This is a genomic window from Cupriavidus sp. PET2-C1, from assembly GCF_054515855.1.
The window spans coordinates 2,432,591-2,444,677 of the sequence record NZ_CM137259.1; the positions used below are offsets into that span (position 1 = coordinate 2,432,591).

Annotated in this window: 9 protein-coding genes; 2 read left to right on the forward strand and 7 right to left on the reverse strand. The window is 65.3% G+C overall.

Translation table 11 applies throughout. The features are described 5' to 3' along the window. Positions 1 to 37 precede the first annotated feature (37 nt). From ACX12D_RS10985 to ACX12D_RS11015, 7 genes are all read right to left on the reverse strand, one after another. Complete coding sequence (locus tag ACX12D_RS10985; protein WP_459371162.1) at positions 38 to 1,858, reverse strand: ShlB/FhaC/HecB family hemolysin secretion/activation protein; 1,821 nt, start codon at positions 1,856 to 1,858, stop codon at positions 38 to 40. Between the two features lie 105 nt (positions 1,859 to 1,963). Next, complete coding sequence (locus ACX12D_RS10990) at positions 1,964 to 2,749, reverse strand: fimbria/pilus periplasmic chaperone (RefSeq protein WP_459371164.1); 786 nt, start codon at positions 2,747 to 2,749, stop codon at positions 1,964 to 1,966. 95 nt (positions 2,750 to 2,844) lie between these two features. Beyond that, the gene (locus ACX12D_RS10995; protein WP_459371165.1) at positions 2,845 to 5,583 is read right to left on the reverse strand and encodes a fimbria/pilus outer membrane usher protein; all 2,739 of its coding nucleotides are present in this window, start codon (positions 5,581 to 5,583) and stop codon (positions 2,845 to 2,847) included. Positions 5,584 to 5,913: 330 nt separating this feature from the next. After that, positions 5,914 to 6,678: a fimbrial biogenesis chaperone gene (locus tag ACX12D_RS11000; protein WP_459371166.1), complete on the reverse strand. Its 765-nt coding sequence runs from the start codon at positions 6,676 to 6,678 to the stop codon at positions 5,914 to 5,916. Between the two features lie 30 nt (positions 6,679 to 6,708). Continuing rightward, positions 6,709 to 7,278, reverse strand: a complete 570-nt coding sequence (locus tag ACX12D_RS11005; protein WP_459371168.1) for a fimbrial protein — start codon at positions 7,276 to 7,278, stop codon at positions 6,709 to 6,711. A gap of 703 nt (positions 7,279 to 7,981) precedes the next feature. Continuing rightward, complete coding sequence (aceB, locus tag ACX12D_RS11010) at positions 7,982 to 9,568, reverse strand: malate synthase A (protein ID WP_459371169.1); 1,587 nt, start codon at positions 9,566 to 9,568, stop codon at positions 7,982 to 7,984. 43 nt (positions 9,569 to 9,611) lie between these two features. Continuing rightward, on the reverse strand, positions 9,612 to 10,313 hold the full coding sequence (locus ACX12D_RS11015; protein WP_441630222.1) for a haloacid dehalogenase type II: 702 nt from the start codon (positions 10,311 to 10,313) through the stop codon (positions 9,612 to 9,614). A gap of 262 nt (positions 10,314 to 10,575) precedes the next feature. Here ACX12D_RS11015 and ACX12D_RS11020 point away from each other — a divergent pair, with 262 nt between their 5' ends. Both ACX12D_RS11020 and ACX12D_RS11025 read left to right on the forward strand, forming a co-directional pair. Continuing rightward, positions 10,576 to 11,529, forward strand: a complete 954-nt coding sequence (locus ACX12D_RS11020; RefSeq protein WP_459371170.1) for a LysR family transcriptional regulator — start codon at positions 10,576 to 10,578, stop codon at positions 11,527 to 11,529. Positions 11,530 to 11,652: 123 nt separating this feature from the next. Beyond that, complete coding sequence (locus ACX12D_RS11025) at positions 11,653 to 12,087, forward strand: universal stress protein (protein WP_006161942.1); 435 nt, start codon at positions 11,653 to 11,655, stop codon at positions 12,085 to 12,087.

Below are 12,087 nucleotides of genomic sequence, written 5' to 3' on the forward strand. Positions count from 1 at the left end.
CAGCACGGGTACTGCACCGACACGGTCCACGGCGCGCTCAGAAGTACTGCGCGCCCTGAACCCAAAACCTGGGGCTGCGCACCGGCCCCCCGCTTGCATCGCGCTGGCCCACCGGCCAGGCCAGCGCCAGGCTGACCTGATGTCCCTGCCCGGCCCAGGCGCCACCGATGCCCGCCCCCGTCAAGCGGCGCGTATTGCGCTCCTTGGTCCAGGGCTGCTTGTTGACGTCCACCACGCTCTTGTCCACGAAGGCGCTCAGCTGCCAGCCAGGGGCCACCGCGTAGCGCAACTCCAGGCTGGCCTGCCAGCCCTGGTCGCCGCTGCCGGCGCCGAGCGCGTAGGCGCGCACGCCATAGGGCCCGCCCATGCCGAACTTCTCCGAGCCGTCCAGGTTGCCGGACGCCCATTGCGCATTGGCCTGGGCATAGAGCTGGAAGCGATTGCCCAGCCGCTGCAGGCGCGCCGCGCTCAGGTTCATCTTGCTGAAGCTGCCGCCGGCTCTCGCGCTGATCTGGTCGATGAACTCGGTGAGTGGATCGTCGATGCGAAGCCGTCCCGTGCTGTAGCTCGCCGAGAACATGGTCTGGCCGCCGCCGAATACGTTGTCCTGGCCGTTGCCGCTCACGCCAGCGGTCCACAGCCCCACGCGCTTGCCGACATTGGTTTCGAACAGATCCATCTCGTCGCGCAGCCGCTTGTCGTCGTACTGCAGCTGGGCGCTCAGGTTGAAGGCGCGGCCGCGCAGCAGCGGCTGCGAGACGAAGACGCTGCGGATGCTGGCGCGGCCGTGCGCTTCGAGCACCGCGAAGTCCTTGCCGAGGTGATAGCCCATGTCCGAGTACGACACGCCCACGCGCGTGGACCAGGGCCCGGCCGGCAACTGGTAACCGGCGCGGTAGTAGCGCTGCCGCTTGTCGCTGCCAAGCACGCGCAGGCTCAGCTGGTCCCCCAGCCGCAACGGGTTGTTCAGGTAGAAGCTGCCGCCCAGGCGGTATTCGCCGGTGTAGTAGCCGCCATAGTTGTCCGCCTCCAGGCTGCCGCCGGCCAGCGGCCCGGGCTCCGCCTCGACCAGCAGGTCGGTGGTACCGGGCTCCGTGCCGGACTGCAAGGTGCCCTTGGCCTCGGCGCCGGGGATATCGTTGAGCAGCAGCAGGCTGCTTTCCAGTTCCGCGCTATGCACCGCCTCGCCGCTCCTGAGCCTCGACAGCGGCTGGCGCAGCACGCCGTCAAATGCGCGCGACTTGTTCTGCAGCACGATCCGCCCGTACCTGCCCTCCATCACCTGGAGCCGGATCATGCCGTCCTCGATATCCTGCGGCGGCAGGAAGGCGCGCGCCAGCAGGTAGCCGCGTTCGTGGTAATACGCGGTGATGCGGTCCGCCGCCGCGCGCAGGCCTGCCAGGTCCTGCTCGCTGCCGTTCAGGTCGTCCAGCAAGGGCAGCAGTTGCGCCGAGTCGAACACCTTGTTCCCGTCGATGCGAAAACCCTGCACCTTCAGGCGCATCCCCGGGTCGGCGGGCGCGGCGGGCGCGGTGCGATCTCCCGCCTTGGGCAGGTCCAGCTCCACACTGGACGGCGCAGGCAGTTCCGGACGCACGGTTTCGAGATCGCGCATGGTCTGCCCGGCCCTGGGTATGTTGGGTACATTCACCGCATTCGCCGCAGTGGGCGCATTGGACGCGTTGGGCCCACCGGGCACCTGCGCATGCCCCGCGACCGGCAGCAGCAACATCAGGCCGACACCGCAGGCACGCAGCCCGAAGGTGCGGCGCGCAGCCCGGCCACCGACCGCCCGGCAGGCTTGCGCATCGGCATCGACAAAGGTTTCACGGCCAGCAGTCACTTGATTTCTTCCCATGGCAATTCATTCATTTCACGAGCGGCCCAATCGATGTGCATGCGCCGCTCCCAGCCCGATGGCGTTGGACTTCCTCATCGGGCCACCCCTCGACCTGCATCGAAACTACCTTTTGACGTTTGCGTTCCCGACGATCAGTTCGCCGCTATCCCTGACGGCTTCGTAATGCACCACCGCCTCGTCCGCGGTGGCGCCCTGCCAGCCGGGCAGCGTGAACCGCGTGACGCCAAGCGGCGCGATGGTCTGGCCGTCCAGTTCCACCGATGCGCCGCCGCGCCCGACCTCCATCCGCGCCAGCGACACGTGGTATGGCGTAGGGTTGGTTGCTTCCAGGACGGCGCCGCCCGCCTTGCCTGCCCTGCCGAACGCCCATGTCACCTGCCCGATGGCCTCGTCCGCAGTGCCGGGCAATCCCGCCGGCCGGAACAGCAGCTTCATGCGCGTGCGGTAAGACAGGCGAAGCAGACTGGCGCTGTCCTCGGCCAGCGGCGGCACCTCCAGAAAATTGATCCAGAACACCGACTCGCGGTCTCCCGGCAACGGCTCACCGGTGTAGCGCAGCCGGAGCACCGTCTTGCGCTCCGGGTCCAGCCTGAGCAACGGCGGCGACAAGATGAAGGGCACGCTCAGCCTGGCCGGATCGGCATTGACCTCTCCCTGGTCCAGCCAGGCCTGGACCAGGATCGGGCTGTCGCCCGCATTGCGCAGCCTCACGCTCAGCGCCGACAGATCGGCGGGGTAGACAAAGCGGGTGCCGATGATCGACAACGCCGCCAGCGCACCGGCCGGCGCCAGGCACAGCAGCAAGGTCAGCATGGCCCCGGCACGGCGCCACGGCCGCTCGCAACGCGGCCTGCGATCGCTTCTGCCCGGGATGATCGGATTGGTCATGCGGCTCGCCCTTCCCTGGTTCTGCATGCCGGCCGGATTGCCTGGCGCTGCCGTCCTGGTACTGCACAGTTGCCCGGCTCCGGGTTGCTTCGGCTTCACGGACGCGCGGCCAGCTCTTTGCTGCCCACGCCACCGGCCGGCAATGGAAGGCACGGCAGGTCCAGCATTTCGTAGCCGCTGCGTTTGCCCTGCACGCGCGCGGGCAGGGTGTAGTCGATCACGCAGCGCTCTTCGGGCTTCTTGCCCCATTCGACGCGGATCGAGCCGCGGTCCGTCTCGGTGCGCACCACCAGGCGGCTGCCCTGGCCCACGGCGCCGATCGCCATGCCGCCTTCGGCGTCGATGGCGGTGGCGGCGAAGGGCAGCAGTTCGCCATTGGGCATGCGGCTATTGATGAGCACGGCGCGCGCCCTGCGGGTTTCGTAGGTGAGCATCACCACCGAGCCAGCGCGCGGCGCGACGCTGCGCGAGGTCACCTTCAGTTCGACGTCGTCGGGGATGCCCTTGGGATCGACATCGATGCTGTTCAACTGATAAGGGATCAGGCTGGGCACGACCGCGTAGCCGCGCCGGTCCACGCTGGCGCCGCCGTAGCCGACCCGGGCGCCCCGCGCATCCGCCGCATGGACCACGCCGATGGTCTCGCCAAGGGTCTGTGCCATAGAGATGCCGCCCGGATGAACGACCAGGCCGCCCTGCGCGTTGGCCGATGCCTGCCGATAGCCTTGGCCCTGGCCAATGCTGGCACCCAGCGTGACGTCGGACAGGCGCCAGTTGATGCTGGCGTTGCCCGAGGCGGCATGGCGCCGGTCGTCATAAGTGCCGGAGAGCGAGTACGAGCCCTTGCCCTGCTGGTCGATGAGCCCCGAAACGCCGGAAGAAACCTGCGTGCCGGCGCTGTCGTCGTGCGTGACGAAGGTGTTCAGGACGGGAGCGCCGCGGGCGGACTTTCCCAGTGGAATCGACAGGTTGAGGCTGACCAGCGTGCTGTTGCCACTGCCGGCTCCCCCATACAAGGCCCCACCGCCCCCCGCGTTCTGCACGCGCTGCACGGACACGGAATAGGTGTTGCCGCGCCACTGGTTGCTATAGCCCAGCGTGAAACTGAGCGCCTGGCCACGCTGGTTCCAGTACTGGAGCGAGGAGCCGTTGAGGTAGACATTGCCGCCATTCGCGCCGAGCTGCTGGCTGATGTTGGCATCCACTCTGCTGCGCGTGCGCGCGAAGGAATCGACCGCCGCGCCGCGCTCGACGGCATCGTGCAGCATCAGCGCATCGCGCAGGCCAAGATAGCCGCGCGTGGAATAGCGGTACGCCAGCAGCGAGAAGCTGGTACCGCTGTTCGGCAAATTCTTGCTGTAAGAAACACGGAAGCTGGAGCCGCGCAGGCTATCGCCGTTTGGCACGGTGGCCCTGGCCCACGTGACGTCGGCGCCAAAGCCACCGAAGCGCGTGTTGAGCGCCCCGCCCAGCAGCCCGGACACATAATTGCTGGCGAAGGCCACGCCACCGTAGCCGGTGACCATATTGTTGATGCCGTGTTGCAGTGTGCCCTGCACGACGTACTGTCCGCTGCCTTGCAGAGAGGGGTCGCTAGCCCTGCCCGCGGTCACGCTGTAGCGCGTGACGCCCGGCCGCAGCAATTGCACGGTGGTGGCAAAGGGCACCAGGAAGGTACGCGCCTGCCCGTTGGCCTCTGTCACGGTCACCTGCAGGTCGCCGCCGTAGCTGGCAACCTGCAGGTCGTTGATCTCGAACGGCCCCGGCGCCACGGTGGTCTCGTAGACCAGGAAGCCGCGCTGGTGGACCGAGACCCGGGCGTTCGAGCCGGCGGTACCGCGCACCACAGGTGCGTAGTAGCGCTGCGTCTCGGGCAGCATGCGGTCGTCGCTGAAGATCTGCGCGCCGCGGAACGACACCGAATCGAACAGCTCGCCGCTGGTCGAGCTCTCGCCGACCAGCACTTGCGAGCGCAGCGCGGGCAGATCGGTCTGGCCATAGATATAGCCACGCTGATAGCGCGTGCCGGTCAGCGGCGACCAGGTAACCGAGCCGTTGTGGCGCAATCGCAGCGGCCCGAGGTTTGCCCCCAGGTTCAGGCCCGCGTAGGCCTGGGTGGTGTTGCGTCCCTGGCTCTGGGTGGTGAAGATATTGGTGTTGTAGTTGAGCAGCAGCGCCGGAACGCCACTGTCCCAACGCTGCGGATCGACATAGTTTTTCGATGTGGTCAGCCGCAGATAGTATTGCGGCACGGAAAGATAGATCGCCTGCTCCGCCTGGTCGAACTTGAGTTCGGCGCCGGGAACATAGTTGCCGATGTCGGCACAGACCGGGCCTTCCGGCATCGGGTTGGGCGGCCGTGCGGGATCCTGGCCGCGCGCGCTCTTGTTCAGATCGACACCTGCGCGGGTGAGCAGATCGCGGTCGTAGCATGCCTGTGCGCTTTCCCGGCCCACAACCTGCTGGAACTCGATATCCTCGGTGCCGCGCCATTGGCCATTGACATGCAGTTCGACGCGGTACTTGCCCGGCGCGACGATATCCAGCCGCTCGAAACGGCTGGTATCGATCGTGATGCCCTCGGCGCCCTGCGCCAGCATGTAGGTGTCGAATATCACCCGTTTGCCGTCCAGGGCGGACAGCAGCCGCGGCTCGGGCGCGGGCCCGCCTCCATCGCTGCCGGCACTTCGCGCGCGCTCCGGGTCCCCGCCCTGTGCCTCTTTACTTTCCTGCGCCAAGGTCTCGCCAATCTGCGCGCCGAGATCCATGGACTGGCGCGTCCCCGCGCCCTGCCCACCCACAACGGTCGCCGCCGCCCAGGCGGTCGGCGACATCACGATCGCCGCTACGGCGCCGATCAGGCGAGGCGCAAGGCGCCCCGGCCTGGAGGTCGGCAGCGCAGCCACACTGCCGACGCGAGCCGGGCAAGCGGGTTGAACAAGGCGAACGGAGGATTGCATAGAGCGACGAATTTGTCCTATCTGCGGAAGCTGGAGGCCGCTGTACAACCGATACGGCGAAAGGAATCGGGACGGGAATGATTAGAGGCCGTTTCCAAAAGATGCTGGCGTCGTTGCGCGGCCTTGGACGTGCCACTCGTACTGTCTGCGGCTGCGCGCCTGGCCAGAACCGCTTCACTTCATGTTGAAACGGCCTCTTAGTGGCTAATTTGCCAATGCCTTTTCTTCCGTGTACCGGCCACCGTAGTCATTGATGACTTCGTATCGGACCAGGGCGCCGGGATGATTGCCGGGCTTTGCTTCGGGCAGTACAAAGGTCTCCTTGCCGAGCGGAGCCACCATGCCACCACCCGCGGAGACAAACTTGCCGTCCAGCCTGGCGTCGACCCGGCCGAAGGAAACGTAGTAAGGCGTGGGGTTGCTGACCTCCACGGCAAGCTGCTTCGCCGTCTTTCCACCCGGCCCCTTGCCATCGACATTGGCCAGCTTCCAGGCAAGCTTGCCGGGAGCGGCATCGACGTCCGTCAGTTGCACGGGCCGGAAGAAGACCTTGATACGGCTGCGGAAGGCGAACAGGAGCGCATTCTCGGCGCCCTCTTTCGTCGAGGGCACCTCCAGCACATTGAGCCAGAACACCGTCTCGCGATCGGCCGGCAGTGGTTCCTGCGTATAGGCGATGCGCAGCACCGCGCCCTTGCTCGGCTCTACCCGGCCGACCGCCGGCGAGACCATGAAGGGAACCCGGACTTTCTCGGGCGGCATGTCCGCCTGGCCATCGTCCAGCCAGTTCTGCACGAGAACGGGCTCGCTGCCGATGTTGTTCAGCCTGACGGTAACCTCGCGGGCATCGGACGGGAAGACCAGTCGCGTACCCTGTATGACAATGGAAGCCTGCGCCACGCTGGCGCAGGCGGCGAGCGCCACGACACCGGCGGCAAGAAGTGAAGAGATGCGAGCGACCGACGTCATGGCATTCCTGGCAATTAAACCCGGCTCGATTTAGTAGTAGGCCATCGTGTAGCGGATGAACGAGTTACCCGCACCCGCCGTGACGGCGGCAGCGGTCTGGACATAGGCCGCGCTGTAGGTCAGCGTTGCGGTGTTGTCCGTGATCGTGGCCACCTGCGGGTTCGTCTGAGCCAGGTGCAGCGGGATCTTGCCAGTGGCCTTGTTGCCGTTGTCGCTAACCTCGATCTGCACGCCCTTCGCCGCAGCGGTGCCCTGCAGGATCAGGTTGCCGGTGACGGGATCGATGTTGGCGGAGCCCGTATCAAAGGAAATGGAGGCCTTCGTTTTATCCTTGCAGGCCGTCCCGCCGCCCAGTACCAGGCTGAACGGTACGGCGGGGGATTTCACGCCAATGCCCGTGAAGATGACGGGGTCCACGCGGCCCAGATCCACGGTGGTGCGATTGTTGGGCCCGGCCGGCTTGCCGTTGATGGTGCAGGTGACGTCCGTGATGGAGCCGGTGAAGTCCAGCTGACCATCGAACGCATGCGACAGCGAGGGAGCCATGGCGGCCATGACCACACAGCCGGCTGTGAGAGAGCCGAGAATAGTACGCTTCATGTGATTTCCTTCTTCCGTTGGTAATTGGGGCAATGAATCAATCTATTAGATGCACCCCGGTTTAAATGCAGGTCCATATGGGACCGATGCACCGGCTTCCGAATCGAACCGCATCCTGCCTGACGCATTCCACGCCAGATGCAGTCACGGTAAGAAACGCAATGGCACTGAGGCCACTTGACGGTGACCAAATCATAGATCTCATGAAATAAAATAAGCCCAAGAAAATTCTTGTTTTACGGAAAAGAATTAAATCAATACCTGGATACTTACAGCCCTATCGTCATGCGAAAGTCGAAGCCCCGCCTCAACGACATGCAGCCGGCAACTAGCGGAATGTGGGCACAGCGGGCTGTAAACATGCGCGGACGCGCCTTCACTCTCGTATTCTTTGGCGCGGATGGCCAAGGCGTCGGGGCGCGCGGGTGGACGAAGAATTCGAGGGGCTGGATCCGAGCGCTCCGAGGCGGGATCGGCGTGCAAAGGCGCTGCGCAAACAGCTTGCGGCCAGGCCGACGGCGAGCGTTCCGGGCGCGTGCGATGGATGCTCGGAGAGCATCCATCGCCGCCTATCGATTTCCCGGCGGCGAGGAGATCGAGTGAGTGCGCCCTGCCGGGCGCACCAAAAAAAAAAACCGCAGCACCAGGCTGCGGTTTTTTTCGCCGAGGCAAAAGCCCCGGCCAGGCAAGTGCTACCGCCCGATCAGATCTCTTCGTACAGCGGCAGCGTCAGGAACTCGGCAAAGTCCTCCGACGTGGACATCTGCTCGAAGATCTCGCCGGCGCGGTCATACGTCGTGGTCTCGCCACCGACGAAAGCCTTGACCTTGGCCAGTTCTTCCGGGATCAGCGCGCGCACCATCTCGGCGGTCACCTTGCGGCCGTCTTCCAGCTTGCCCTTGGGCGAGCGGATCCACTGCCACACCTGCGAGCGCGAGATCTCGGCGGTGGCGGCGTCTTCCATCAGGTTGTGGATGGGCACGCAGCCGTTGCCAGCCAGCCAGGAGCCGAGGTAGTGGATGCCGACGTTGATGTTCATGCGCAGGCCGGCTTCCGTGATCGGGGTTTCCGGCTGGAAGTCCAGCAGGTCCTTGGCCGCCACGTTGACGTCGTCGCGCTGCTTGTCGAACTGGTTGGGCTTGTCGCCCAGCACTGCCACGAATTCCTTCATGGCCGGCTCGACCAGGCCCGGGTGAGCCACCCAGCCGCCGTCGTAGCCGTCGGTGGCGTCGCGCTTCTTGTCGTTGATGATGCCTTGCATGGCGATGGCGTTCTTCTCCGGATCGTTCTTGATCGGGATCAGTGCGCTCATGCCGCCGATGGCGGGCGCGCCGCGCTTGTGGCAGGTCTTGAGCAGCAGCAGCGCGTACGAGCGCATGAACGGCGCGGTCATGGTGACCTTGGCGCGGTCGGCCAGGCAGAAGTTCTTGTCGACCTTGAACTTCTTGATGCACGAGAAGATGTAGTCCCAGCGGCCAGCGTTCAGGCCGGCGCTGTGCTCGCGCAGCTCGTACAGGATTTCTTCCATCTCGAAGGCGGCCAGGATCGTTTCGATCAGCACGGTTGCCTTGACGGTGCCTTGCGGCAGGCCGATTTCGTTCTGGGCCATGATGAAGACGTCGTTCCACAGACGCGCTTCGAGGTGGCTTTCCATCTTCGGCAGGTAGAAGAAGGGGCCGGCGCCGCGTGCGATCTGTTCCTTGGCGTTATGGAACAGGAACAGCGCGAAGTCGAAAATGCCGCCGGAGACGCGCTGGCCGTCGATGGTGACGTGCTTCTCGTCCAGGTGCCAGCCACGCGGGCGCACTTGCAGCGTGGCGATCTTGTCGTTCAGCTTGTAGTGCTTGCCGTTGGAATCCAGCGTGAGGGTGCGGCGCACGGCGGCCTTGAGGTTGACCTGGCCCTGCAACTGGTTATGCCAGTTGGGGGTGTTGGAGTCCTCGAAGTCGGTCATGTAGCTGTCCGCGCCGGAGTTGAACGCGTTGATGACCATCTTGGCTTCGACCGGGCCGGTGATTTCCACGCGGCGGCAATGCAGTGCCGGCGGCACCGGCGCGACCTTCCAGTCGCCTTCGCGCACGCTCTTGGTCTGCGCAAGGAAGTCGGGCAGCTCGCCGGCGTCCAGGCGCTTGGTGCGCTCGACACGGGCGGCCAGCAGTTCCTGGCGGCGCGGCTCGAAGGCGCGATGCAGTTTGTCCACCAGGGCCAGGGCCGCCGGCGTGAGGATGTCTTCGTAAGCCGGCAGGATTTCGCCGGTAATCTTCATGCCCGCAGGCAGCGTGATGGCCATCAGTGTTCTCCTGTGATCGATGGTTGATTAAAGGTGCCCGCCGTCAAACCGCCGCACCTTGGGCGCGGACGAATTCGAGCAGGTCATTCATGTCGTGCCCGGTGCCGGAAGGGCTCACATCGAGCCGCTCCGCCGGATGACCGGCACGATTGATCCAGAACGTGGTGTAGCCGTACCAGGTGGCGCCGCAAGCGTCCCAGCCATTGGACGAGACGAAGAGGATCTCCCCTGCCGGCACGCCAAACGCCTTGGGGCCCAGCGCGTAGGCCTCGGGCGCGGTCTTGTACATGCGCACCGCGTCGACCGACAGCACGTGGTCGAACAGCCCGTGCATGCCGGCACTCTTGACCGAGATATCCAGCATCTGCGGATTGCCGTTGGAAAGAATGCCCAGCGGCAGCCCGGCTGCCCGCAGGCGCTTGAGCGCGCCGAGGTTTTCCGGGAAGGCCGACAAGCACGCGTACTCCTTGAGCAGTTGCGCCTCCAGGGCAGGATCCAGCACCAGTTGCAGGCGCTCGGCCGCATAGCGCAGCGCATCCACAGTCAGCGCCCAGAACGGCTTGTAGTATGCGCCGTCGGGCGCGGCCATCGAGCGGATGCGGGTGTAGTCGATCTGACGCTCGCGCCACAGCAGCGCCAGCGCCTCGCCCTTGCCCGGAAACAATTGCTCCGCGCGCGCGGTGACGGAATACACGTCGAACAGCGTGCCATAGGCATCGAAGACGACTGCGCGGATCTTTTGCATGAGCTGGAGCGGTTCCCTTGGACAAACCCGAAAAACCCGGCATACCCGGCAGGCCAGCGCCACTGCGTGGGCCTGTACACCAATGAATGCATAGCATTGTAGGGAGACGTTGCAGTGCGGCAAAGTCGGTCAGGGTCACTTGATCTTTTACTTTTACCCCACTAATCTTCGCTAACGGTATAAAGATAAGGCACCAAATCCACCCCATTGCCTCTGCCGCCCCCTGCTTTGGGCGGCATGAGGCACAAAACCGGCGAGCTTCGTGGATCATTTCAAACAATTGGAGACGTTCGTCTCGGTAGCCGCACGGGGCAGCCTTTCGGCGGCCGCGGCGGCTGAAGGCGTGGCGCCGGCCATCATCGGCCGGCGCATCGATGCGCTGGAAGAGCGCCTGGGCGTCAAGCTGCTGCTGCGCACCACGCGCAAGATCAGCCTGACCTTCGAAGGCTCGGCCTTCCTGGAAGACTGCCAGCGCATCCTCAACGACCTGCACAACGCCGAGGCCAGCGTCTCGGCGGGCGGCGTCAAGGCCAGCGGCCACCTGCGCGTGACCGCGCCGGCGGGCTACGGGCGCAAGCACGTGGCGCCGCTGGTGCCGCTGTTCATCGAATCGCACCCGGATGTGACCATCACGCTGGACCTGTCGGACCGCGTGGTGGATCTCGTCAACGAGGGCTTCGACTGCGCCATCCGCCTGGGCGACCTGCCCGACTCCAGCCTGGTGTCGATCCGCCTGGCAGAGAACCGGCGCGTGGTGGTGGCGTCCCCCGATTACCTGGCGCGCCATGGCGTGCCCGCCCTGCCCGAGGATCTCACCCGTCACAACTGCCTGGCCTTCGGCGCCAGCGCCAACGTGCAGCGCGGCTGGGCCTTCCAGCAGGAAGGCCGCGCGGTCACGGTCAAGGTGGGCGGCACCATGGAATGCACCGATGGCGCGGTGCTGCACGCGTGGTGCCTGCATGGCCACGGGCTGGCATGGCGCTCCTGGTGGGAAGTCGGGCAGGAAATCGCCAGCGGCCGGCTGGTCACGGTGCTCGACGAGTTCCAGGCGCCGCCGATCGGCATCCACGCTGTCTTTCCGCAGCGCAAGCACCTGCCGCTGCGGGTGCGGCTGTTCATCGACCACCTGAAGAACACCTATGGGAACCCGGCCTACTGGCGCCGCGCGGAACAGGCATCCGCCGCCGGCAGGCCGCAACTGGCGGTCAATTCCTAGTTCGATTTGATTTAAGGCAATGCCGCATGCGCCACCCCTGCCTACAATGAATGCTGACAGGTGCCGTGCGGCCTGCCTCCGTCCAAAGGTAAATCCGGTCCATTCGCCCCAAAGGAGCCCAGCATGTTCAAGCACATCCTGCTACCCACCGACGGTTCGGAACTGTCCAAAAAGGCCATCGACGGCGCGCTGGAGCTGGCCAAGACAATCAACGCGCGGGTCACCGCCTATGTCTGCCTGGAGGAGTATCCCTACACGCCGTTCAGCGAGATCGTGGTGGAGGCGCCACAGGCCTTCAGGGACCGCATCGAAAGCCAGGCCAAGCTATACCTGAAGGAAGTGGAAACCGCCGCCCGGGCCGACGGCATCAGCTTTGACGCCGACATGTCCACCTTCGCGGTGCCCTACCTGGGCATCATCGACGCGGCCGAGCGCCATGGCTGCGACGTGATCTTCATGGCCTCGCACGGCAGGCGTGGCTTGTCGGGCTTGCTGCTGGGCAGCGAAACCCAGAAGGTGCTGACGCACACCGATATCCCGGTGATCGTGTATCGCTGA

Excerpts from the sequence above, each read along its gene's own strand:
- ACX12D_RS11005 (WP_459371168.1), bottom strand. The coding sequence starts at position 7,278 with ATGAAGCGTACTATTCTCGGCTCTCTCACAGCCGGCTGTGTGGTCATG.
- ACX12D_RS10995 (WP_459371165.1), bottom strand. The coding sequence starts at position 5,583 with ATGTCGCCGACCGCCTGGGCGGCGGCGACCGTTGTGGGTGGGCAGGGC.
- ACX12D_RS10990 (WP_459371164.1), bottom strand. The coding sequence starts at position 2,749 with ATGACCAATCCGATCATCCCGGGCAGAAGCGATCGCAGGCCGCGTTGC.
- ACX12D_RS11000 (WP_459371166.1), bottom strand. The coding sequence starts at position 6,678 with ATGACGTCGGTCGCTCGCATCTCTTCACTTCTTGCCGCCGGTGTCGTG.
- ACX12D_RS11015 (WP_441630222.1), bottom strand. The coding sequence starts at position 10,313 with ATGCAAAAGATCCGCGCAGTCGTCTTCGATGCCTATGGCACGCTGTTC.
- ACX12D_RS11025 (WP_006161942.1), top strand. The coding sequence starts at position 11,653 with ATGTTCAAGCACATCCTGCTACCCACCGACGGTTCGGAACTGTCCAAA.
- ACX12D_RS10985 (WP_459371162.1), bottom strand. The coding sequence starts at position 1,858 with ATGGGAAGAAATCAAGTGACTGCTGGCCGTGAAACCTTTGTCGATGCC.
- aceB (WP_459371169.1), bottom strand. The coding sequence starts at position 9,568 with ATGGCCATCACGCTGCCTGCGGGCATGAAGATTACCGGCGAAATCCTG.